The organism is Spirosoma harenae (assembly GCF_054776975.1).
Window position 1 is genome coordinate 255,414 of record NZ_BAAHBD010000008.1, and the last position, 23,261, is coordinate 278,674.

19 protein-coding genes are annotated in these 23,261 nt (G+C 45.9%); 10 read left to right on the plus strand and 9 right to left on the minus strand.

Annotated features, from left to right (window positions below):
- Positions 1–40: 40 nt before the first annotated feature.
- Positions 41–1,471, minus strand: coding sequence for an MBL fold metallo-hydrolase RNA specificity domain-containing protein (locus tag ACYVE4_RS09390; protein ID WP_461039321.1), 1,431 nt, complete (start codon positions 1,469–1,471; stop codon positions 41–43).
- A 132-nt stretch (positions 1,472–1,603) separates the two neighbouring features.
- On the opposite strand from ACYVE4_RS09390, the gene dacB reads away from it, so the two are divergent.
- On the plus strand, positions 1,604–3,151 hold the full coding sequence (dacB, locus tag ACYVE4_RS09395) for a D-alanyl-D-alanine carboxypeptidase/D-alanyl-D-alanine endopeptidase (protein ID WP_461039323.1): 1,548 nt from the start codon (positions 1,604–1,606) through the stop codon (positions 3,149–3,151).
- Between the two features lie 87 nt (positions 3,152–3,238).
- Here dacB and ACYVE4_RS09400 read toward each other — a convergent pair whose 3' ends face one another.
- From ACYVE4_RS09400 to ACYVE4_RS09415, 4 genes are all read right to left on the minus strand, one after another.
- The gene (locus ACYVE4_RS09400) at positions 3,239–3,703 is read right to left on the minus strand and encodes a response regulator (RefSeq protein ID WP_461039325.1); all 465 of its coding nucleotides are present in this window, start codon (positions 3,701–3,703) and stop codon (positions 3,239–3,241) included.
- Positions 3,657–5,135: a sensor histidine kinase gene (locus ACYVE4_RS09405; protein ID WP_461039327.1), complete on the minus strand. Its 1,479-nt coding sequence runs from the start codon at positions 5,133–5,135 to the stop codon at positions 3,657–3,659. The genes ACYVE4_RS09400 and ACYVE4_RS09405 overlap by 47 nt, the downstream gene beginning before the upstream one ends.
- 157 nt (positions 5,136–5,292) lie before the next feature.
- On the minus strand, positions 5,293–5,832 hold the full coding sequence (hslV, locus tag ACYVE4_RS09410; protein WP_461039328.1) for an ATP-dependent protease subunit HslV: 540 nt from the start codon (positions 5,830–5,832) through the stop codon (positions 5,293–5,295).
- A 119-nt stretch (positions 5,833–5,951) separates the two neighbouring features.
- Positions 5,952–6,428 carry an Lrp/AsnC ligand binding domain-containing protein gene (locus ACYVE4_RS09415; RefSeq protein WP_461039329.1) on the minus strand — a complete coding sequence of 159 codons (477 nt, stop codon included), beginning with the start codon at positions 6,426–6,428 and terminating at the stop codon, positions 5,952–5,954.
- Between the two features lie 487 nt (positions 6,429–6,915).
- Between ACYVE4_RS09415 and lepA the strand changes: the two genes are divergently transcribed.
- From lepA to ACYVE4_RS09440, 5 genes are all read left to right on the plus strand, one after another.
- The gene (lepA, locus tag ACYVE4_RS09420; RefSeq protein ID WP_461039331.1) at positions 6,916–8,703 is read left to right on the plus strand and encodes a translation elongation factor 4; all 1,788 of its coding nucleotides are present in this window, start codon (positions 6,916–6,918) and stop codon (positions 8,701–8,703) included.
- Positions 8,704–8,998: 295 nt separating this feature from the next.
- Positions 8,999–9,727, plus strand: coding sequence for an OmpA family protein (locus ACYVE4_RS09425; protein ID WP_461039333.1), 729 nt, complete (start codon positions 8,999–9,001; stop codon positions 9,725–9,727).
- Between the two features lie 93 nt (positions 9,728–9,820).
- Positions 9,821–10,576: an oxygenase MpaB family protein gene (locus tag ACYVE4_RS09430; RefSeq protein ID WP_461039334.1), complete on the plus strand. Its 756-nt coding sequence runs from the start codon at positions 9,821–9,823 to the stop codon at positions 10,574–10,576.
- A 27-nt stretch (positions 10,577–10,603) separates the two neighbouring features.
- Entirely contained in the window at positions 10,604–11,986 is a 1,383-nt protein-coding gene (locus ACYVE4_RS09435) for an L-serine ammonia-lyase (RefSeq protein ID WP_461039336.1), read from the plus strand.
- 95 nt (positions 11,987–12,081) lie between these two features.
- Positions 12,082–13,152, plus strand: a complete 1,071-nt coding sequence (locus ACYVE4_RS09440; RefSeq protein WP_461039337.1) for an AI-2E family transporter — start codon at positions 12,082–12,084, stop codon at positions 13,150–13,152.
- Positions 13,153–13,229: 77 nt separating this feature from the next.
- Here ACYVE4_RS09440 and ACYVE4_RS09445 read toward each other — a convergent pair whose 3' ends face one another.
- The 3 genes from ACYVE4_RS09445 to ACYVE4_RS09455 form a co-directional block, all read right to left on the minus strand.
- On the minus strand, positions 13,230–15,740 hold the full coding sequence (locus ACYVE4_RS09445) for a PspC domain-containing protein (protein WP_461039339.1): 2,511 nt from the start codon (positions 15,738–15,740) through the stop codon (positions 13,230–13,232).
- Positions 15,741–15,761: 21 nt separating this feature from the next.
- Positions 15,762–16,169 (minus strand): PadR family transcriptional regulator, encoded by a 408-nt coding sequence (locus ACYVE4_RS09450; RefSeq protein ID WP_461039341.1) that lies wholly within the window; start codon positions 16,167–16,169, stop codon positions 15,762–15,764.
- A gap of 311 nt (positions 16,170–16,480) precedes the next feature.
- On the minus strand, positions 16,481–16,837 hold the full coding sequence (locus ACYVE4_RS09455; protein ID WP_461039343.1) for a winged helix-turn-helix transcriptional regulator: 357 nt from the start codon (positions 16,835–16,837) through the stop codon (positions 16,481–16,483).
- A 161-nt stretch (positions 16,838–16,998) separates the two neighbouring features.
- Between ACYVE4_RS09455 and ACYVE4_RS09460 the strand changes: the two genes are divergently transcribed.
- Complete coding sequence (locus tag ACYVE4_RS09460; RefSeq protein ID WP_461039344.1) at positions 16,999–17,871, plus strand: pirin family protein; 873 nt, start codon at positions 16,999–17,001, stop codon at positions 17,869–17,871.
- A gap of 92 nt (positions 17,872–17,963) precedes the next feature.
- The gene (locus ACYVE4_RS09465; RefSeq protein ID WP_461039346.1) at positions 17,964–18,512 is read left to right on the plus strand and encodes a YceI family protein; all 549 of its coding nucleotides are present in this window, start codon (positions 17,964–17,966) and stop codon (positions 18,510–18,512) included.
- 89 nt (positions 18,513–18,601) lie between these two features.
- Here ACYVE4_RS09465 and ACYVE4_RS09470 read toward each other — a convergent pair whose 3' ends face one another.
- Entirely contained in the window at positions 18,602–18,928 is a 327-nt protein-coding gene (locus ACYVE4_RS09470; RefSeq protein ID WP_461039347.1) for a hypothetical protein, read from the minus strand.
- Between the two features lie 262 nt (positions 18,929–19,190).
- Between ACYVE4_RS09470 and porU2 the strand changes: the two genes are divergently transcribed.
- Together porU2 and ACYVE4_RS09480 are read left to right on the plus strand one after the other, a co-directional pair.
- Entirely contained in the window at positions 19,191–21,887 is a 2,697-nt protein-coding gene (gene porU2 / locus ACYVE4_RS09475; protein ID WP_461039349.1) for a putative type IX secretion system sortase PorU2, read from the plus strand.
- A complete protein-coding gene (locus ACYVE4_RS09480) occupies positions 21,884–22,987 on the plus strand; it encodes an acyltransferase family protein (RefSeq protein WP_461039351.1) in 1,104 nt (367 codons plus the stop codon). Before porU2 ends, ACYVE4_RS09480 begins: the two co-directional genes overlap by 4 nt.
- Positions 22,988–23,261 lie beyond the last annotated feature (274 nt).

The window sequence follows — 23,261 nt, forward strand, 5'->3', positions numbered from 1 at the left end:
AGTTTATCTGGCGCGCCAACAACTTTATAACCCTTCAACTTTATAACTCGAATGTCTCTCCTTTCTTCGGGATAATCACCTGCGGATAGCCTTCTTCGGCCAGAGTGGCTTTGAAGGATTCCATGCTCTCGTACTCGCCATGAACTAAAAAGACAGATTTGAGCGTTTCGGGCGATTGCATTCCCACAAAATTTACAAGATCGTTGCGATCACCGTGACCGCTAAATACATCAACTTTTTCAATCCGGGCCAGTACCTGATGGTCTTTACCCTTGATACTCAGCGTTTGTTGTCCATTCAATAATCGCCAGCCAAGTGTTCCTTCTGCACAGAAACCGATGATCAGAATTGTAGCATACGGATTGCTGATATTCTCCGCTACGTGATACTCGACTCGCCCACCCTGCACCATACCCGATGACGAGATAATAATACAAGGTTCGTTAAAGTTGGAAACTGCTTTACTGGCTTTCGATGACTCTAGAAACTGAAAGTTCTCAAAGTCGAACAAGGTTTCATTTTCTTTATAAAATTCTCGGGCCTCCGCATTGAGCATCCTTGTATGCTGCATGTAAATCTTCGAACTCTCGAAGGCCATCGGGCTGTCAGAGAATACTCGTATGGGAGGAAAATCTCGCTCAGTATAGAGTCGATTGAGCGTATAAAGTAAGGCCTGTGTTCGGCCCACACTGAATGATGGAATGATGAGTCGCCCTGGAATATCGATGCACGTTCGTTGGATGACATCCGCCAGAACATCTTCGGGCGTTTGATGGATGTCGTGCAATCGATTTCCGTATGTACTCTCACAAATCAAATAATCGACGGGAGGAACCGGAGCGGGGTCCACTAAAAGTGGGTAATTTTTACGACCTATATCACCTGAAAAACAGATACTTTTTCGCTCTCCTCCCTCAACAACATTAATCAGAATATGCGCTGCGCCAAGCAGGTGTCCAGCGGGTATAAACGTAACATCGACGTTATCCGCAACCCGGAATTTTCGATTAAACGCAATAGGCACTACGTTTTCCATCGACTCCCGAACCTGTCGCTCCAGAAACAAATCTTTCTGCATCTGAATCTGCCGATCTTTTACGCGCTGTTTCTTGCTGGCGTTCAGTTCGTTAATACGTTTTTGATTCAGTGACGCAGCATCTTTAAGCAATACATTGGTTAGGGCAAACGTAGGTTCTGTACAGAGGATTTGGCCTTCGTATCCTTCGCGAAAGAGATTGGGCAAATTGCCGGAATGGTCTACATGTGCGTGGGTCAGTAGAACCAGATTAATGCTGGAAGGCTCAAACGGAAAAAACCCCGGATGAGTCACGGCAGGGGCCGCCTGACCGTTCGAATGAGATCGCTCCATATCCGAACCACAGTCGATCAGGATGCGATAATCATCCTCCAGCTCTAACAGGTACATACTACCGGTAACCTGCCGGGCTGCCCCCAGAAATGATAATTTCATGCTACAACTTTAACTAATCCGTATTCCTTATTTCGTCGTTTTGTGAAGGTGGCTAAACGCAAACTGGATGGATCGTATTTCGTAAGTTTGCAAAGGTAAGAAATAGCCTCCGAATCGCCTAACTGTTCCGAAATGCGCTTTATTCCCCGGTTTTCACTTTATCAGTCCGTCCTTTTCAGCCTTTATCTATTTATCTATTCTGCTTCGTCTGCTGTGTTGGCACAGTCTCAACGCACTGCCGATTCTGTAGCTACTCAACGTCTGATCAGGCAAATAGAATCGTTTCAGTCCAGTTCATCTGTCCGATTCGGAACGGTTGCTCTATCCGTCCGTCGGGTGCGCGATGCAGAAGAGTTGATCGGATACAATTCCCGTTTGAGCCTGCCCTCAGCTTCTACACTAAAATTAATTACAACCGCAACCGCTTTAGCTGTGTTGGGAAGCAATTATACGTATACTACCACGTTAGAGTACGATGGTTCGATCAAAGACAGTGTACTGACAGGTAATCTCTATATTCGGGGTTCAGGCGATCCCTCGCTAGGGAGTTGGCGATTTGTGAATTATTCGGACTTAACCGCCTTATTGAAAAGTTGGACAGATGCGATTAAATCAGCCGGTATTCGTCGGATTCAGGGAATGGTTATTGGTGATGCCAGCCTGTACGACGATCTGACTACGCCCGATACCTGGCCTTTTGGGGATTTGGGAAATTACTATGGTGCCAGTTTAAGTGCTCTGAATATCAATGAAAATCTATACCGGGTCTTTTTCCGTCCTGGCAAGTCGATGAACGCGCCAACGAGTGTGCTGCGCACTGACCCACTTCTTCCCTATTTATCATTCCGCAACACCGTTACGACCGACGCTGCCAATACAGGTGATCAGGTGAATATATATGGAATGCCATTTCTGAATCAACAGTGGTTAACGGGCAAAGTACCGATGGGTGAGCCAGCCAATGAGTTCAGTGTGAAAGGAGCCTTACCTGACCCGGCTTACTTTGCAGCCTATGCGCTTCAAAATCAACTAATTCAACACAACATAACAATTAGCACTCAGCCTGTTTCCATTGGCGGTGGCCTACCGAACACAACACAAACCTTAGGTAAGCGAATTGTTATTCATCAGCATAAATCGCCAGTACTAACTGAGTTGATTCAGCAAACCAACTTTCAGAGCATAAATCTCTATGCCGAAGCTTTGCTGCGCACCACTGCCTTAGCTCTCAATAAAACAGTTAAATCCACCGAGTCTAGTCTGGAAGCCTTGATAACCTACTGGAAAACGAAAGGAGTTAATCTGGACGGGTTCCGGATTAAAGATGGCAGTGGGTTATCGACCGTTGGCGCCCTCACTGCCAACAACATGACCGGTATTCTGAGTGCTGTAGGGCGCGAAAAAGTATTTCCTCAGTTTTACGAAACAATTCCGATTATTGGCCAGACTGGTACCGTTCGAACACTGGCTCGAGGAACAGCCGCAGCCGGAAATATTCGAGCCAAAAGTGGATCTATAGAGGGAGTTCGAGCGTATGCGGGCTATTTTACCGCCAGCGACGGGGAACTGATGAGTTTCTGCGTTCTCGTCAACAAATTCACCCCCGGCCAAAATCGCGCTGTTACCAACGAGCTAGAAAAGATTTTTGTGAATCTGGTTGGGTTGAAAGGGAGTGAATAGGTTCATGGTACAGAGCACGGGGGTAAGGGCAAAGGGTGAAATATACTTCTCTTACTAACCCCTCTGCTCTTACCCCCATGCCCTGTGCTAATCTTCTTCCGGATGCTCGCAGACGGTGACAACACTGAACCAGTATTGGCCAATAGCTCTTGTTACTTCGCTTAGTCGTTGAAACGTAGAGGGTTTGGTAATGAAGCTGTTAGCACCGTTGAAATAGGATGTCTCTACATCTTCCTTGGCATCGGAAGTCGTTAAAACGATAATCGGAATATGCCGAAATTGTTCGTTCCCCTTTATCTCACGCAGCACCTCCCGGCCGTCTTTACGAGGCATATTCAAATCTAGCAGGATTAGCTCGGGCAACGAGTGAGTCGCCTGTGCGTAACGGCCTTCGTATTTCAGGAAATTCAGTAAATCCTCCCCATCTTCAGCAAACGAAATGCGGCTGGCAGGGTAGTGCTGATGAAAAGCCTCGCGCGTCAGATAGCGGTCGTCCTCGTCGTCGTCAACCAGCAGGATATGAATAGGTTTCGGCTGAAGTTGGTCTGTCATAATGTTGTATAGATTGGCTTTCTGGCAAAACGACCACAAAAGTCGTTCCCTGGTTAGGCAAGCTTCGGGCTGTAATGTACCCATGATGCCGCATTACCACCCGCTTACAAATCGCCAGCCCGATGCCGGTTCCTTCAAAAGCGGTTTTGCCATGTAATCGCTGAAAAACTTTAAAGATGTGTTCTAAATATTTCTCCTCAAACCCGATTCCGTTATCTTCAATTGTAATTTCAAAATAAGGTCTGCCAGGAACTAGTTCAGCATAGTCGTCGCCATCAACAGGTTTCGATTGAATGCGTAGCAAGGGCTGAACGCCGGGCCGGGTAAATTTCAGCGCGTTTGAGATGAGGTTATTAAACAGGTGATCCATCTGACTTGGAACAGCCTGAACAACAGGCAATTCACCTACTTCAAGCTGTATATCCAGTCCTTTAATTCGTAATTCCTGGTCATCCAGAATCCGCTGAACAATATCACCCAAAGGCACCGATTTGAAATTTTCCTGATGATTGGAAATGCGCGAAAAATTCAATAAATCTTTAATGAGCTTGGACATGCGTTCGGCAGAATGGGAAATCTTGCCCATAAACATCATACTGTCCTCATCGAACAGATTGCTGTATCGATCCGTAATCAGATTCGAAAAGGACTGAATTTTCCGAAGCGGTTCCTGCAAATCATGACTGGCCACGAACGCAAATCGCTCCAACTCCTCGTTGGAGGTTTCCAACTGCCGGATTTGTCCCTTCAGTTGCGCTTCGTAATCGCGTAGCTGATCCTCTGTCTCCTGCCGATGGGTAAGTTCCTGTTCCAGCAAACGATACGAGATGACTAAGGCCAGAAATGTAAGCAGCGAGAGGGCAAAAGTTATCCCAAGCGTATTCCGGAACGACCTTGCTGCCAATCGGTTACGCATTCCCATTAGCTCGCGCTCCGTATCGACCATGACAGTCACATGCCACCGAATTGCGTCCATACGCCGTTTGCTTTCGGCACTAACGGCCAGATTATTTTTATCGGCAATCCCCGTTCCGAGTCGAATTTTTGTAATGGCTAACTTTTCCTCAATCAATTGTTTCAGCGTGATTCGTCGCTGAATCTGCAGTCGATTGTCATTCGCCAGAAGTTGCAATTTGTTCAGCTCAACTGGCAGCGTCACTAAGGCCTCTCGATAAGGAAGCAGATAGGTCGTATCCCCTGTTATAATGTAGCCACGGGAGCTCGTTTCTACATCTTTCACAAGAGATAAAATTCGTTCGATCGTACTCGTTACTTCATAGGTATGTCGAACTCGCTCGGTATCCTCACTATATTGGTTATAGCTGTAAAACGAGATGATAAACCCCGACGAAATCATGACCATAGCTACAATGAAGCCGAGGGCAATCCGTCGGTTCATCAGGCTAGGAGCAAATCGGGAGGTAATCTTCATAACGTTTACTGTTCGGCCAACTATTAATGACAAAGGTAGAAAATAAGCCCAACGCGAAGGCGATTTGGAAGTAACTGTTTAGGGTATTGATTAGACGGAAATCGAAGAAATCGTAACCGCTTCGCAATTTATCCTTCGCAAATCGCACTCTATAATGTTATAACGATTCGACTACCAAATTATGGTTCGTATAGATACATACATCTGCTGCAATGTGTAAACTCTCCCGAACCATTTCCTCCGCCGAAAGCTCGGTTGCATGTTTTTTCAAGGCAATTGCCGCCGACTGAGCATACATACCGCCAGACCCAATTGCTGCAATGTCGTAATCAGGCTCGATCACATCACCTGTTCCAGATACAATTAAGAGATCTTCTTTAGAAGCCACGATCAGCATAGCTTCCAGTTTACGCAGATAACGATCTGTCCGCCAATCTTTTGCCAGTTCGATAGCGGCCCGTTTGAGATTGCCACCGTAGGCATTTAGTTTTTCTTCAAAGCGTTCAATCAGGGTAAACGCATCGGCTGTTGAGCCTGCAAATCCGGCCAGTATTTTACCGCCCATCAGCACACGTACTTTCCGGACATTACTCTTGGCAACCGTGTTACCCATGGTAGCCTGCCCATCGGCACCCAGTGCTACGTGGCCGTTGTGCCGAATGCCAACCACGGTTGTTGCGTGAATTTTAGGTTGCATGAAATTTGAGTTATTGGAGGGTATAACGCGAGTAAGCTGGTTTAGGGTTCAATGGCATAGGGCATAGGGTAAAACAATTTACTCTTATTGTACCCTATGCCCCAAACCTATGCCCTATGCTATTCTTCTTCCGCAAATGGAATCGACCGATTGATGCTTTCTTCGAGCGAAATAAATGTTTCAGTGCGCTGAATACCAGACACTTTCTGAATTTTATCGTGGAGTACTTCGCGTAAATGCTGCGTATCCCGACAAACGATTTTGGCAAAAATGCTGTAAATCCCTGTGGTATAATGCACGTTGACTACCTCTGGTATTTTTTCCAATTGCTTGGAAACTTCTTCGTATAAAGAGCTTTTATCTAAATAAATTCCGAGAAAGGCGCTGATATCCCAACCCAGTTTGGCGTGGTCAATAACCAGTTGAGAGCCTCGAACAATACCCATTTGCCGAAGTTTGTTCATTCGAACATGGACTGTGCCGCCTGATACGAAAATACGTTTGCCTATTTCGGTGTACGCCATGTTGGCATCCTGCATGAGCAAACTCAGGATTTTCAGGTCGGTATTATCAATTTCTAAATTTTTTTCGGCCATTTCCGCGATTTATTTGATGAAGCATAACAAAACTACGTCAATTTTAAACGAATTGTAAATTTTACGAAAATTTTATGTGAAATTTGCAATGAATATACATCTTGATCTATCTTTGTATTGTCAAGTTGATCGAGCGGGGTCACACGCCGGTCTTCTTGGCTTTTTTCTCACACTGTAGGATGTCGAAATTGGCAGACGTGCCCTCCTGTCTCGGGGGTGGTGATAAAGGATAAACGCAGCATAATGCCGCCCTCGTGGCGACTGGGGTTGACCACCAGAGTTGTACTGTAGCTAACTGCACCGTGGGCGGTTCGAGTCCCCCTCCTACAGCATTTGGTTTTTAGTTTGTTGATGAAGTGTAATTGAACACGCCGGCTCCCCGATGAGTCCGGCGTTTGTTTTTTCAGAGCTGGTTTGTTTCTTCCCCAAGCCCGACTTTTTTGCGTATTTTTGCCCTTTAGTTAGCAGAATCCTCCGTTATTCCAACGTGAAACATATCCGTAATTTTTGCATTATTGCCCATATCGACCACGGTAAAAGCACCCTGGCCGATCGATTATTAGAGTTCACCAAGACCGTAGGCGCCCGCGACATGCAGGCCCAATTGCTCGACGATATGGATCTGGAGCGTGAACGTGGCATTACCATCAAGAGCCACGCCATCCAGATGGACTACATGCACAAAGGTGAGCTATATACCTTAAACCTGATTGATACACCAGGACACGTTGACTTTTCGTATGAGGTTTCGCGGTCAATTGCCGCCTGTGAAGGCGCGTTACTTCTGGTCGATGCGTCGCAGGGAACTGAGGCTCAGACGATTTCGAATCTGTATCTGGCCCTAAACAACGACCTGGTAATTATACCTGTCCTGAACAAGATCGATCTACCGGGTGCTATGCCCGAAGAAATTAAGGACGAGATGGTAGACCTTCTTGGGTGCGATCGGGATGATATTATTCCAGCGTCGGGAAAAGAAGGCATTGGCGTTCCTGAAATTCTAGCCGCTATTGTCGAGCGGATTCCAGCCCCTAAAGGCGATCCAACGGGTCCGTTGCAAGCGTTAATTTTCGATTCACATTTCAATTCATACCGGGGTATCGAGGTTATTTTCCGGGTCAAGAACGGCCGCATTCGCAAGGGCGATAAGGTAAAGTTCATGAACACCGGCAAAGAATACATCGCTGATGAAATTGGCACACTCCGCTTGACCCAGGAGCCAAAAGATGTGATTGAGTGTGGCGATGTAGGCTACCTGATTTCGGGCATTAAAGTGGCCAAAGAAGTAAAAGTTGGCGATACCGTTACAACAATCGAAAATCCCGCCAGTGCGGCTATTCAGGGTTTCTCCGAAGTAAAACCGATGGTATTTGCCGGTATTTATCCGGTAGAAACCAGCGAATTCGAAGACCTTCGGGACGCCATGGAAAAGCTCCAGCTCAACGATGCGGCTCTCGTATGGGAGCCTGAAACATCGGCGGCTTTGGGCTTTGGTTTCCGATGTGGCTTCCTCGGCATGCTCCACATGGAAATTGTACAGGAGCGTCTGGAGCGCGAATTCGACATGACCGTGATTACGACGGTGCCATCAGTGCGTTTCGAGGTGATGACTACTAAAGGACAGGATATTCAGGTATCGGCCCCCGCTGACATGCCCGAGCCTAACCTGATCGACTATATTGAGGAACCGTTTATCCGGGCTCAGATCATCTCAAAGGCGGAGTATGTCGGTGGGATTATGAGCCTCTGCATGGATAAGCGGAGTATCCTAAAAAATCAGGTATATCTGACTGCTGAGCGTGTTGAACTTCAGTTCGAAATGCCCTTGGCCGAAGTCGTGTTCGACTTTTTCGATAAACTCAAAACGATATCACGGGGGTATGCCTCCCTCGACTACGAGTTTATGGACAACCGCGAATCAGACATGGTGAAACTCGACGTGATGCTAAACGGTGACAAGGTCGATGCACTCTCGGCCATCGTTCACCGTTCGAAATCGTATGAATGGGGTAAAAAACTGTGCGAAAAACTAAAGGAATTAATTCCTCGCCAACAGTTTGAAATCGCGATTCAGGCAGCTATTGGTCAGAAGATCATTGCCCGCGAAACCCTGAGCGCTCTACGCAAAGACGTATTGGCCAAGTGTTATGGTGGTGATATTTCCCGTAAGCGTAAACTGCTCGACAAGCAGAAAAAAGGTAAGAAACGAATGCGGCAAGTAGGTAACGTCGAAATTCCGCAGGAAGCATTTATGGCAGTATTGAAGATAAATTAACTCAAGGCCGGCTCAGAAATGGGCTGGCTTTTTAGTGAAAAAGTCCGACTGCTGAAACTATGCTTAAGAATCACCCAACTTATCAGGCAAACCTGATGACTACCAATACCTAGGTGAAGAGTTGATAGAATCAATTAACCGTATCACCCTATCTGGATACTATCGAATGCGGGTGAAATTGTCAAGCGGTTTTATAATTCGTAACCTTACTATCAGGCAATGCCCAAAGCCGCTTACGAAAAAGCGGCATTTTTTTTGTAATGCGGTTAGTATACCCAACTAACCGTTTCAATAAATGCGTACGCTATTTCTTTTAATCATCTGTTTTTTCACGCTGTCAACCCTATACGGACAGAAAACAGTTACCGTAAACAAACAGCAAACCGTGTTCATGATTTCGGCAGTCGATGATAAAACATCGGCATCTCTATCGGCTGAATTTACGATTCAGGCAAAACAGGCGAAGAAGAAATTTGTGGGTAAGAGTACTTTAGATAAGCCCTTCTCCTTTACGCTGACCCGTACTGATACGCTGAATGTTATTACCTATTCGCCCGGTTACTACGAAACCGAAGAACTGATGGTTGTCTCCTGCGATACGTGTCCTGATTATGGCTATACCGTTCGACTCGAAAAAGAAGATCCCAAAGCTGATAGTGTTTTCCGGAATTTGCAGGTTAATCAGGCCGTCAAACTCGATAATGTGTATTTCGATCAGAGTAGTTATGTGCTGCGCCCAGAATCCTATCCACAACTCGATAAGTTGGCTAAGACAATAATATCGTCGCCAAAAATGACCATCGAGATTGCTGGCCATACGGATAATGTCGGTGATCGTCGTTTAAATCAGGCTCTCTCTGAAAACAGGGCAAAAATTATTACCAATTATCTCGTTCGAAATGGTGTTCCCGAAAAACGCATTCAACACAATGGTTATGGTAGTACACGGCCAGTTGCTCCCAACGATACAGAAGAAAACAAACGAAAGAACCGACGCGTTGAATTCGTTGTATTAGCAATGTAAGTTTATAGTCGATAGTCAATAGTTGTCAGCCGACAGTAGCTGATGCATAACCAACAGTGCTATTGACTACCGACTGTTGACTATCGACTGCTAATGAACTATTTCGTAACACCCGGTTCTATCGTTCGCCAGATTTGGGGCGATGCCGACGTAATCTTATTAGTTTTTGCGGGATCAGCCGCAGAATTCGCCCTGAACCGAGCCGTTGACTGGCTATTTTATACTGGTAAACTCCCCGCCGATCCTATTGGGCGCCTGTTTTCAACAGTTCGATACGCCCAGGAAATTGTGTTTACGCCTGATGATAAAGCCCGACAGGCCATTTCCCGAATGGGCGCAATTCATCAGGGAGTCGAGCAAAAACGGGGTTATCAAATTCCTGATTGGGCATACCGCGATGTGCTCTACATGCTCATCGATTATTCCGAACGAGCCTATGAACTCCTGAAACGTCCTCTCACCGATTCTGAGCGCAACGAATTGTTTAGCACCTTTCGGGAGGTTGGCGCAGGGATGCGTGTCCCCGATCTGCCAACTACGTATGCCGATTGGCGAGTTGACCGGGAGGTTCACCTGAACCGCGATTTGGTTCACAGTGAGTTTACTGATAAATTGTTCCAGCGATACAAGGAAGAGTTGGGGAACTGGCGATATGATTTGCTTCGACAGGTACAGGGAATACTTGTACCGAAGCAGGTAAGTCGGTTGCTGGAGTTGCCACAAAAGCCGTTGCTCACGTATTCGATTGGCTTATATGGCTTGTTGAATGCCGTCGGACTACGGTCGGTTGTACAACGGATTCTCTTACCCACAGCCTATCTGGAACAAATTCGAGCCTTAGACAAATAGTTGTCAGTTTACGGCATTTCATCAACAATGACTACTTCACCCATCACTACGTCCGTTTTCGACCTGTTTAAAGTTGGACCGGGACCGTCGAGCTCGCATACCATTGGTCCAATGAAAGCCGCTTTCGACTTTCGGCAGCGGCTTTCTCACCTTCCAGCCGATGTTCAGCAACGAGCAACGGAGATTCATATTCATCTTTATGGCTCCTTAAGTGCAACTGGCAAAGGTCACGGCACCGACCGGGCGATTGTAGCGGGTTTGTTGGGCTGGCAACCGGAAACGACCGATCCCGATGCGCTCCTCAAACTGCTCCGGGATGCGTCGGTAAACTATCCTGTTCCCGTTGGTAGTCAAACCCTTGAAGTTAAGTCTGGGGATCTTCACTTCGAGAAGAAACGTTATGATTCTCCTTATGCAAACACGATGGTGTTGACATTAATGGCAGGAACAGAGCCGTTGATGGAAGAAGAATACTATTCTATTGGGGGTGGATTTATTCTTCGAAAAGGTGAACCAGAAACCGTGGTCAGCAACCAATCCGTACCTTATCCGTACAGCACCATGGCCGAACTAAAAACTCAGCTAACTAGCCATAATCTGACGTTAGATGAGGTGTTGATGGCTAATGAAATGACCCTGACGGATCGCAGTCGGGCGGAAGTAAATGCTCGTCTCGACCAAATTCTGGACTTTATGCACAAAGCCGTCCGGCGCGGATTACGGCACAAGGGCACCCTCCCCGGCTCGATTAAATTGAGCCGAAAAGCACCAATCCTATTCCAGCAGGCGAAGGAAATGAGTCAATCGTCAGATAGCTTCCTGATCTTCTTAAATGCCTATTGCTTAGCGGCTTCAGAAGAAAATGCGGCTGGCGGCATCGTCGTTACAGCACCTACATCAGGCGCATCGGGCGTTATTCCGGGGCTTACGTATCTGGCCAAACATCATTTCCATTACGACCGCGCCACGCTACGGGCAGGCATGTTAGCGGCAGCAGTTATTGGGTTTCTGGTCAAACAAAACGCTAGTATTTCAGGAGCTGAAATGGGGTGCATGGGTGAAGTCGGAACGGCCTCAGCCATGGGAGCCGCTTTTTTGACCCGATGCGCTCAGGAAGTCCCACAAATTGGCCCAATTGAAGCAGCCGCCGAAATTGCCATCGAACACCACTTGGGCATGACCTGCGATCCTATTGGCGGTTATGTGCAAATTCCCTGTATCGAACGGAACGCCATGGGAGCTGTAAAAGCCTACAATGCGTATTTACTGGCTACTTCAGGAGCAGCTTCATTTCAGAAAATTTCTCTCGACGCGGTGATCAAAGTAATGAAAGCAACCGGTCGCGATATGTCGACAAAATACAAAGAGACATCGGAAGCCGGGCTAGCCTTAAGCGCGACAGAATGTTAGTATTCTGTTAGGCACAGTCTTCAATCTAAACAATTCGCACTGGTTAATGAGTTTTTAATGCAGTTCTGTACATTTATACAGTACAGCTATACATTATGACCAATATTTATACCCCCCAGCAACAGCGGGTTCTGCTGATCACCAGTCTGATTATTATTGCGGGTTTCATTATTTATGGATTGAGCGGTTATATCTCTGCCTTTTTGGGTGCAGGTATTTTATATGTAGTATTCCGTCCCTGGTTTACGGCGCTGGCACTCAAACGAAAATGGAATCGCCCACTGGTGGTTACCCTTCTGATTATCTTCTCGTTTGTCGTCATCATTATGCCCTTTCTGACCTTAAGTTTAATGCTGGTTGGGCGAATTCAGTACTATAGCCAACATACAGACGAGATTATGAAGCTGGTAAAACGGCTTGAAGATCTTATTGGTTATCAGATTACTAGCCCGCAAAACATCCGGACACTTGCTCAACAGGCGGGTTCTTACGCCAGTCGACTTCTCCCTTCGATTGCGGGTGGAGCGCTGGATTTTATCGTCATTTTGGGGTTAATGTTTTTCGCGCTCTACTTTATGTTCGTCCAGCAGGAATTATTCCAGAAGGGGCTGAAGAAATACCTTCCTTTCAAAGCTGACACACAAAAAGAACTGGGCGAATCGCTAAAAAACAACGTGAATGCAAATGTACTTGGACAGGCGTTAGTCAGTCTGGTGCAGGGTGTTCTAACTGGATTAACCTTATGGATTTTTGGGGTCCCCGATGCTGGTTTTTGGGGAACGGTCGGCTTCTTTCTCGCCTTTATTCCGATCCTGGGAACTCCGCTTGTCTGGGGCCCTGCCGGACTCATTCAACTGTCGCAGGGGAATACCGGCCAGGGCGTTGGCATTCTATTGGTGGGAGTGATTGTGATTATCAACATTGATAACCTGCTGCGGATTATGCTTGCCAAGCGAATGGGTGATATTCATCCACTGATTACGCTGGCAGGCATAGTACTTGGCGTCCCTATTTTCGGCATCCTTGGCTTAGTCATTGGCCCACTTCTTCTCTCCTACTTTATTGTTTTGATTCACGTATTTGAGCGCGAAAACAAAAAACTTGAAAAGGAAGTCGCTCTGGCGGAAGAAAAAATAGAGAAGGAAGCAGAAAAAGATAATGATTGAATAGTTGACTGATAGAATGATTGAATAGCTGGCGCAAAACCTGTTCAATCATTCTATCAGTCAACTATTCAATCATTCTATTCTCCCCTCGATACCTTACTCGCTCCTGATGTATTGGAATCCAGCGTGCCGACGTGCCCGAAATCGGCGTGGCTGGCACCATTCGCATCAACCTTTGCTCGGTCGATATGCATGCTGTTGGCTTCGAGTTTGCAGGCACCACTTAGTTCAGCATCCAGATCACTGACACGTCCACGCAATACGGCGTTTGATGCACCGGTCAGATCAAGATCAAGTCGATTTACGTCGCCGTCGAAGACCGTACGGCAGGCCCCGCTCATGCCAATCGTCAAATGATCGTAGTGTTCGAAACCCGTCAGGCTTGCTTTTGAAGCACCTGTTAACTGTAGTTCTTCAATCGATTTAGGAATTGTAATTGTCAGACCAATCCGTTTCCGATTTTTCCAGTTGAAGATACCTTTTTTATCAAGTGACACTTTCAATTTATCTCCTTCAATGTTTACTTCGATATCATCCAGGTCTTTTTCACGCCCATCAGCAACCACTTTGTAACTGTCGCCCTTCCGGAAGCGAACGACGAAGGCTCCACCTACATCTACTTTCGAGAATTCACGCACGTTAAACTGCCGGGTATGATCGCCAATGTGATCGAAATCATCACCCAGTTCATTCGTTACGGCACTTTGCACATCTTCAGTCAGGTCCGTTACATCGTCGTCTTCGTCGTTGTAATCGCGATCTTTTTCACGTGGGTAGTTGATACATACCAACCCATCGGCTTTCGTGAATTGCCAGATGCTCGACTCCATCCGATCGATCTCTTTTCCACCGAATTCATTTCGAACAAACCGAGCAAATTCCCTCGTCATACGGAATGGTTTTTCGTAGGGAATCATCAGATCCATATCCAGATCCTGCCCACGAAAATGAGCTTTAGGAGCTAATTCCAGCGTTTCATCGAAATAAACCGTCGAATCTTTAATAGTGTATACATACTTGATCTGGCGGGCATTTGCCTGGGCTTCAGCTCGCGTACGTCCCTGAGATCGGAAATACTGTACCAGATTGAGTGTTGCTCCTTCGTACCCTTTCAGATCGATCGATGGGCGCCAATCCGCATCGTTTTCGACGTTTTTCATATCGAATGTCGGGATGCGCGCTGGCACATTCAGCACTTTGGTTTCTTCAACCGTTCCCCGACGTTGGAAACTCGAAATTACGGGCGTAACGGTACCGCCAAGGATCACCAAGGCTACCAGCCATACACCGCCAACGGTAAGCGCAGTTCGGCTGGTAATTACATTTCGCATGGTAATCAACATGATACCCAGAATAGCCAATCCAAATGCCGGAATAAAGCCAACCAGAAAAGCAGATAAAACCATAGGAGCTGTTACTTCAGCGCGAATAAACTCAAACGGAGGGAAATCACCGCCAGGACCAAATTGATTGATCCCCAACGCAGCTCCCAGAGCAGCCAGACAGGCAACCATCAATGAGAACGCTATAACCAGTAGAAGAACACCGGCAAAAATTCGGATAATCCCCATAACGCCCGTCATTAAAGGACCTAAGGCGCTGCCTAATCCACCAATTATGGTAGCAATAGCACGGAACGGAAACAGCAGAATGCGTGTCAACGTACTTTCGCTATTCGGCAAGTCATGGATATTCAGATTCTGCTTGATGCTGTGTTCGATGTTGGAAAGAGTAATGGGTTGGCCCTGCATTTCCATCTTCTCCGTTAGTGTATTGGCCTGCGGAGCAATCATCCAGAGCACAATATAGAAGAGAAATCCAACGCCAAAGAAGACAATCCCCAATACAAACAATAACCGAATAACACCCGTATCGACCCCAAAATAAGCGGCAATCCCAGAAGCTACCCCACCCAGTACTTTATTTTCGGGGTTTCGAAAAAATTTCTTGACGGTTTTATCATCCTCAATCGTAGTGACACCTGGCAAGGCGATCCACATGGCGATATAAACGATAAACGTAAAACCAGATACACCCGCACCAAATTCCTGCCCCAATGGAGGCATTGCTAAAAATAAAGCCAGGAAGATCAATCGTACCCAAACTACATCGATATTAAAGTAGTGAGCTAATCCAGCGCATACGCCACCCAGCGTTTTCCGACGTAAATCACGCACCAGCCGACGAGGTTCGAAGGTAGTGCTTGGAGCATGGGGCATGGGGTTACTGGTTGATTGATAAGGTCCGGAGTTCTTTGCCCCCTGCCCTATGCTTGATGCCGAATTACGACCACCGCTGGTCACAAGAACTTCTTCTTCTTCAACGGCCTCAAAGTCGGCAACGGTACCCATAGCAGCCGTCAGTTCATTGACATCCTCAAGCGAAACCGCCTGTTTATCAGCCGCTTTCAGTTTAGCTAGTAGCTTCTCAGCAATCCGATTTTCAATGTCGGTTACAATTTCCTGACTGTCTTCGTAGGTCGAAAAATACTGCTGTACGGTCGTCAGGTAATTCTTCAGTTTATCGTAGCCATCCTCTTCGATATGGAAGATGACGCCACTTATATTGATACTTATGGTCTTTTTCATGGCTATTGAAAATCGAATAGGTTAAGCGTTGGTGGATGGATTGGTAGAATCGGGAACTGGTATAATCGGGGTCGAACCGTTTGCCGGTTTCTTATACTGTTCAGCTCTATCGACAATTGCCTTTACCGATTCGGCGAGCTCATGCCAGGTTTCATCGAGTGCTTCCAACGAACTGCGACCTAATTCGGTCAGAATGTAATATTTACGAGGTGGTCCAGATGTAGACTCTACCCATTTATAATCGAGCAGACCGGCATTTTTCAATCGGGTCAATAGTGGGTACAAGGTACCTTCCACAACCATGATTCGGGCGGAGGTCAGCTCGTCGAGCATATCGGAAGCATAAACTTCGCCCCGCGATATGATGTGCAAAATGCAGAACTCCAGAATGCCCTTCCGCATTTGCACTTGAGCGTTTTCAATATTCATGTTACGTTTTCGATGAAAAAGTGAGCGAGCGAAAGTGTGGATACGGAGTTATGAACACCTTATTGCGAAATCACTCATTGGCGCTTTCGCTCTTCCGCTATTTAATACATCAAAGGTACTAAAAGGTACTATGCGATGCAAGGTACCTTTTAGTTTTTATCTGTTTTTCAGTATCAATGGCAAAAAAGCGGTGTTGAATGGTCATCAATTCCATTCAACACCGCTTCGGTATTAATTTCCAGTCGTTCGATCGTACGCTACTTCAGAAGGAACGACGAGTCAATACTATAAGTAAAGCTCCGCGGTTACTCTTACAGATCATCGGAAAGTATCTTTCTCCGGTGTAGTTCTCCCCAGTTACGGAGAGATTCAATAACGCCACCAAGAGTTTGGCTATGTGGAGTTAGCGCATAGGTGACTTTGACCGGGTAAGTATCATACACCGTCCGTTTCACTAACCCGTTGACTTCCATATCCCGTAATTCTTTAGAGAGCATTCGATCGGTAATTCCGTGTACCTCTTTAGCAATTTCGCCAAACCGTTTCTCCCCAAAGGTGAGCGCCACAATGATCGGCAGTTTCCATTTGCCGTTCAATACGTCTAGGGCATCCCGTACAGGGCGCAAAATACTGACACACTCTTCATGCTTTAGTTCTGTAGCTTCCATACTATGTAAACAGCATTATTCAACTGACAATTTTGCAAAGTTCACTATACTGGAGTATAGGGCTATACTAGAGTATAGTACTTACAAATGTATAGTATACGACGTAAATTTGCATCATCAATGAAGGCAAAATTTACGGCCTTCTCTAAACACGAAATACCATGAACGTTCATAGAAAACTTGTCAATATATATACCCCTCCTACTCAACCGGGGTTTTTAGGTGCTGGTCATTTGGCTAGCCCAGTCATTCAGGTCGGTTTTGCGGAAAGCGACCCATTTATTATTCTGATGGATGACAAGCTTAACAAACAGGATGCTCTGCCAGCTGGAGGGCCTCATCCGCATGCCGGTTTTGAAACGGTGTCGTTACTGCTGGAAGGCGAAATGGGCGACGGTGCCCATCGAATGACGGGTGGAGATTTACAGCTAATGACTGCCGGGAGTGGTATCATCCATACCGAAACCATCGAGCGAAATGCGTCGATGCGGTTGTTGCAACTATGGCTGAATCTGCCCAAAAAAGATCGCTGGGCCGAGCCTCGAGTGCAGGATCTTCAATTGAAGAACGTACCCACGATAACAAAGAATGGTGTAGAAATAAAGGTCTACAGTGGTTCCCTGGCAGGTCTTACTTCGCCAATTAAGAATTATACACCGCTTATTATCGCTGATATCCGCCTACAACCCGGAGCGACTACGGTACAGCACATTCCTGCCACATACACCACTTTTTTGTATGCTCTTGACGGCAATGTACAAGTCGGCGATGACAGCAAAGATTTACGCCAGAATCAAGTGGGCTGGCTGGATAAATATACAAAAGAGACGTTGAGTGAACTCAGCCTGACAGCCGGTGAAGCCGGAGCCCGAATTATTTTATACGCTGGAGAGCCGCAAGGAGATCCTATTGTGTCGCATGGCCCTTTCATTGGTGATACGCAAGACGACATTCGGCGGCTCTATCAGGACTACCGACAGGGCAAAATGAACCATATCTCGACAGTTCCGGCAGCACAACGGATTCTCCTGTAAGCATTACACTATTTACGGCAGGAAACGACTCTGTTTCCTGCCATTTCTAAAGCATTTATTCAACAAGTTCAAGTCAATAATTTTCCAAGAATATGGCAACTTCCAAATGGGTCCTTGACCCCACACACAGCGAATTAGGTTTCAAGATCAAGCACTTAATGATCAGCAATATATCGGGCTCTTTCCAACAGTTCCAGGTGGAGGTCGACACAACGAATGACGACTTCAGTACGGCTCAGATACGGGCTACCGCAGAGATTGCTTCCATTCATACGAATAATGAACAACGGGATCATCACCTGCGCAACTCAGACTTTTTCGAAGCAGAAACCTATCCCCAGTTAAATTTTCAATCGACCAAAGTGGAGAAGCTGGATGAGGATACCTTTTCTGTCTATGGTGATTTAACGATGAAAGGGGTTACTAAACCCGTCAAATTGGCCGTCGAATACAGTGGTATTACGAAAGACCCATGGGGTGGTGTACGAGCTGGCTTTACGGTCACAGGGAAACTAAACCGTACCGATTTTGGAATTAATTTTAATGGTGTGCTGGAAACAGGGGGGTTAGCGTTGGGTGAAGAAGTAAAAATTCATAGTGAACTCCAGCTTGTAAAACAACTCGAAGCTGTACTCGCTTAATCTCGAACAATACGTATTATAGTAAAAGGTTCCACTTTATACACAAAAAAGGTCCTGAGTTAAGCTCAGGACCTTTTTTTTATAAGTGTTTAATAACTCCAGTATCCATCAACCCAAACTCGCCCGCGATTGGTCTGTCGCCAATAACCGGGATTCCAGGTTTTGTATCGGGCTGGTTTTGAATAGGTGGCATACTGAACAGGAGTTGTCCGGTAAAAACCATTTACCCAAATATAATCTCGTCCTCGACGGACGTAATGGCCCGGAACCCATACCTGTCGCACTGCCGGAGCGCTAGGAACTACAACCACCCTTCTGGGACCGGGTACTTGTGCTGTGGCCTTATCTGCATCAAGGGTACAAAAGGCGGGAATCAATAAACCCGCTAATGCCAATACTTTCATGTTCGTTTTCATAGCGTCTATGGATTAAAGTCGACGGAAATACGGGTCTGTTCTATGGTCAGATGGCCGTTCTCTGTCTCAATTATCGTTATTTGGCTATGGTTTATAAACTGAGAAGTTTAAAACCTGGCTACATATTAACGAATCTAAATACGAAATTGTTAGACGATTTAGCCAATAACCCGTATTTCTTAAGCCAATATCCTGATAGCTTTCCCGACTAGGTTACTTATTGACGTTTGTAATCGTCTAAGCGGAATTAGTTTATTTTTATATGTTCCGCACGACCGTTTACGCATCATTTATTCTGCTAACTATCAGTCAATTACCCGCAACTTCTCAAGTAATTGACAAGGACCCCGATCCGACTCGCTGGATCAATTATACCCAGACCTATTATAAAATTCCTATAGCGCAAACCGGGCTTTATCGAATTACAAAAACACAGTTGAAACAAAGGGGATTTCCCATAGATCAAATTGACCCCAAAAGCCTACAGTTGTTTCACCGGGGGACCGAACAGGCGATTTATGTAGACGGAGAAGAGGATAATCAGTTCGATGCAAGGGATTATTTGGAATTCTTCGGGCAGCGGAATGATGGCACACAGGATTCATTACTCTATCGACCACACAAGGATCAGCCACATACCTATTACAGTCTTTTTAGCGATGCAACGGCTTATTTTCTGACCTGGCTACTAGATGGGCAACCTGGTCGACGAATGAAAGCTTACACGGATACCGCGTTTGCAAATCTTTCCCCGGAAACCTACCACTGGGCTGAAGAATTACGACTTTTTACGGATGATTATCCAGGATGGCCTGCTGGTTTATCGAATAAGTCGGAATCCAGTTATTACGAAGCCGGTGAGGGATACACAGGTATTATTCAGCAAATAAACAAACCATTCCACAATGCCTTTCAACTGACTGATCCGATCCGAAATGGACCGAATCCACAAGTAGATATCCAGTTGATCGGAAGGGATATTACCAATCATCGTATCGATTATCTGCTTGGACCGACTACGCTTAATCAGTTCGTTCAGGATAGTATCCGATTTGCTGGCTACATTACAGCTCACAGTCAATTTAGTGCGGGTTGGTCATCTGTAAATTTGAATGGGCAACTAGTTGTCTCAACCGTTTCGCGAGGCAACTACACGTCGACCGATCCGTATTCTGTTTCGTATATCCGACTCCGGTATCCGCAAAAACTAACTTTGACCAAATCGCCCTTCCATATACTTCGACTCGAAGCCAATCCTGTGGGACGATCTCGACTTGAAGTAGCCGATTTATTACCAAACACGAGTTTCTGGGATATTACCGATCCAAACGCCCCTATCCGTATTGGAGCCACTTGGCTATCAGCCGATTCAGCCCGCCTGATCGTTCATCAAACGGAGACTAGTCGAACTATTTTGGCCGTAAGTACGCCAACGATGGTGCCCAGTATTCAGTCAGTACACTTCACTAACTGGTCGAATCGAAAACCAACTTATTTGATTATCAGTCACGAAGCCTTAATGAATCCCGGCCAATTAGCAACGGGAGATAGTGTACAAAATGCCGTTCGGGCGTATGCCGCTTATCGCGCTACGGCAATCGGGGGAGGTCACGACACACTGACCGTTACGATGCAGCAATTGATTGATCAGTACAGCTATGGCGAGCGACATCCATTAGCGATCCGGCGATTTACCAGGCAAATGATCAGGCAAAACCTGAAAGGCACCTTGTTTTTACTGCTGGCAGGTCGCAGTCGAAGCACGCCCGGAATCCGGCGAAATCCGCACCAGTCAGAGCTAGATCAGGTGATGACGGCTGGATTTCCAGGCTCCGATGGTGCATTTACCACCGGGTTAATTGATGGCGAACCAGATGTACCTGCCCTGCCTACTGGCCGGATTAATGCAGCTACACCACAGGAAGTTATCAACTACCTGGAGAAAGTAAAGGAGTACGAAAAACCAACCTCTGATACGCTTTGGCAGAAAAAATTCCTGCATCTCAGTGGTGGCCAGACGGCTGGTGAGCTCAATCTATTTCGTCACCTGGTTGATGCCTACCAGGAACAGGTTATTAAATCGTCGTTGGGTGCGCAGGTACATAGATTAAGTAAAACAACGCTTGATCCCGTCGAATCATCTACGGTTGTTCAAGCGGTTAATGAAGGAGTTCGCCTGCTAACTTTCTTTGGTCATTCGGGGTTAGACGCGACTGATCTGGAAATAGGGCTCTGCACCAACGATCAATTAGGTTATCACAATAAAAGCAAATATCCACTCCTACTCATCAATGGTTGCGCGATTGGCAACTTCTTTTTTGGTCGCCCTACTCTTGCTACCGACTGGGTTCTAGCCCCAAACCGAGGAGCAATTGCTGCCATTGCACACAGCCATTTGGGATACGCCGATATCATGCATCCGTACACCACTACCTTTTACCAGCTACTAACCGATAATACACAACGATACAAATCCATTGGGCAAATTCAGCAGGAAACGATTCGGCGTGTTTTAAGCCAATCGGCTGACAAGCTTACGTTAGCTAACTGTCAACAAATGGTGTTACAAGGTGATCCAGCAATTCGATTATTTCCCTTACAGTTGCCAGCAGATCTGATAAATCCGACAGCTAATCAAGAACGGCTTTTGCTTACTGTGTACCCTAACCCATTCCGAGAACAGGTGCGTTTTTCGATACAATTCATACACAATCAACTCCCTGATAAGCTTACACTTACCATTACTGATTTAACCGGGCGAATTGTCAGACAACTCACAACCGCTCCCCATACTGGACAAAGCGAATTTGTATGGAATGGACGTGACAATTCAGGAAATCTATTACCATCTGGGATTTACTTCTACAAACTTACCATTCCAGAAACAATCGATTTATCCGCACCAGTTAGCGACAACCAGAGCGCCCGACTACAGGGTCGTATCTTATTTACACGTTGATCCAAACCTCTATTACACAGTCGTTATCATCGCTCAAAAGAACGATATCTGCTGATTATATTCCGGCTTTAACGGGTATTCGGGCAGTAGCCGCTTACCTTGTGTTTTGGCACCATCATAATCCAGCACGACCCGGCACTTTCACTCATCAGTTAATTAATCAGGGTTATATCGGTGTATCTGTCTTTTTTGTCCTTAGCGGCTTTTTGATCTATCACCGTTATGCAAACGAGTATTTTGCCCAGGAAAACTGGTCCTGGCGACGATATTTAGCGGAGCGCTTTCATCGAATCTTTCCGCTATACTTCATTACTCTGCTGTTGACAATCAGTTTGCGGATAGCTTTCAATCAACCAATAAGTTGGCGACTAACTATCCTTAATCTGACGTTATTAAACGGATTATTTACCAGTTATAAGTTTAGTGGAATCCCACAAAGCTGGAGCCTCACCGTCGAAATTTGTTTTTACCTGCTGGCTCCATTCCTGTTTGTTGTCTTAAAACGATGGGGTATATTCTTACTTACTGCCTATCTGTGGGGTATTGGCCTACTATTCTGCTGGCTATCAAGCTCAGGCAAAAGTGAGTTATTCACGCAACTCCAATTCATTGCTTTTTATACTTTTTTTGGACGAGGCTTTGACTTTATTGTGGGTATGCAGCTGGCTCGTCGATGGGATAAAAAGCAACTTCCTGACTTTTCAAAACCTATACATACAGGGCTAATAATCAGCATTATTTGCCTACTATGGCAAGCCATCGCTTCCTATCTCAACCGCGATTCTTATTACGCATTCTGGAACGAGTTTGTTGTCTACAATTACATTTTCCCTCTGGGAATCAGCTTGTTTTTTCAGGGCTTATTGATCGGCAGTTCGGGTATTAATCATTGGCTTTCCTTACCCATTATGCAAGCTTTAGGGCGTAGTTCTTACGCTTTTTATCTGATTCATAACGGAGTTATTACAACGGGATTACAAAAAGCAGGGCTAACACAACCTTGGTTACTTTTTCTTATGCTGATCGCACTTGCTCATGGCTTGCACATCTACTTCGAGAAAGTCTACAAGGAGATAGGTAATTGGATCTGTCGCAAATAAATGTGCAGATATTTGGTGTTGGCAGAAGTATTTGGAAAATGATTGGCCGAGTATAATTGCCAATCTGCTGGTTGCTGCGAAAGCTTTTTTAAGCGATAGCTAAGTTCAATAAACTGGCCTTCTATGTAATATAATTCCAGCTTAGCCGTTCTGCAATGCGTTGCAGCTAAAAATAAAGTCGACGAACGAGCAAAGTCAGCTAGCTGACTCACTGTCAGTTGGTTCAAGGCAGATTCATTCATAAAGCAAAGGCTGTTCGTGTGAATTATGGCCA

What these genes read in the sequence shown, in the direction of transcription:
- ACYVE4_RS09425 (WP_461039333.1), top strand. Translation starts at nt 8,999, where the DNA reads ATGCGTACGCTATTTCTTTTAATCATCTGTTTTTTCACGCTGTCAACC.
- porU2 (WP_461039349.1), top strand. Translation starts at nt 19,191, where the DNA reads ATGTTCCGCACGACCGTTTACGCATCATTTATTCTGCTAACTATCAGT.
- ACYVE4_RS09440 (WP_461039337.1), top strand. Translation starts at nt 12,082, where the DNA reads ATGACCAATATTTATACCCCCCAGCAACAGCGGGTTCTGCTGATCACC.
- dacB (WP_461039323.1), top strand. Translation starts at nt 1,604, where the DNA reads ATGCGCTTTATTCCCCGGTTTTCACTTTATCAGTCCGTCCTTTTCAGC.
- ACYVE4_RS09400 (WP_461039325.1), bottom strand. Translation starts at nt 3,703, where the DNA reads ATGACAGACCAACTTCAGCCGAAACCTATTCATATCCTGCTGGTTGAC.
- ACYVE4_RS09445 (WP_461039339.1), bottom strand. Translation starts at nt 15,740, where the DNA reads ATGAAAAAGACCATAAGTATCAATATAAGTGGCGTCATCTTCCATATC.
- ACYVE4_RS09450 (WP_461039341.1), bottom strand. Translation starts at nt 16,169, where the DNA reads ATGAATATTGAAAACGCTCAAGTGCAAATGCGGAAGGGCATTCTGGAG.
- ACYVE4_RS09415 (WP_461039329.1), bottom strand. Translation starts at nt 6,428, where the DNA reads ATGGCCGAAAAAAATTTAGAAATTGATAATACCGACCTGAAAATCCTG.
- ACYVE4_RS09470 (WP_461039347.1), bottom strand. Translation starts at nt 18,928, where the DNA reads ATGAAAACGAACATGAAAGTATTGGCATTAGCGGGTTTATTGATTCCC.
- ACYVE4_RS09390 (WP_461039321.1), bottom strand. Translation starts at nt 1,471, where the DNA reads ATGAAATTATCATTTCTGGGGGCAGCCCGGCAGGTTACCGGTAGTATG.
- ACYVE4_RS09460 (WP_461039344.1), top strand. Translation starts at nt 16,999, where the DNA reads ATGAACGTTCATAGAAAACTTGTCAATATATATACCCCTCCTACTCAA.
- ACYVE4_RS09455 (WP_461039343.1), bottom strand. Translation starts at nt 16,837, where the DNA reads ATGGAAGCTACAGAACTAAAGCATGAAGAGTGTGTCAGTATTTTGCGC.
- ACYVE4_RS09430 (WP_461039334.1), top strand. Translation starts at nt 9,821, where the DNA reads ATGAACTATTTCGTAACACCCGGTTCTATCGTTCGCCAGATTTGGGGC.
- ACYVE4_RS09405 (WP_461039327.1), bottom strand. Translation starts at nt 5,135, where the DNA reads ATGAAGATTACCTCCCGATTTGCTCCTAGCCTGATGAACCGACGGATT.
- hslV (WP_461039328.1), bottom strand. Translation starts at nt 5,832, where the DNA reads ATGCAACCTAAAATTCACGCAACAACCGTGGTTGGCATTCGGCACAAC.
- ACYVE4_RS09465 (WP_461039346.1), top strand. Translation starts at nt 17,964, where the DNA reads ATGGCAACTTCCAAATGGGTCCTTGACCCCACACACAGCGAATTAGGT.
- ACYVE4_RS09435 (WP_461039336.1), top strand. Translation starts at nt 10,604, where the DNA reads ATGACTACTTCACCCATCACTACGTCCGTTTTCGACCTGTTTAAAGTT.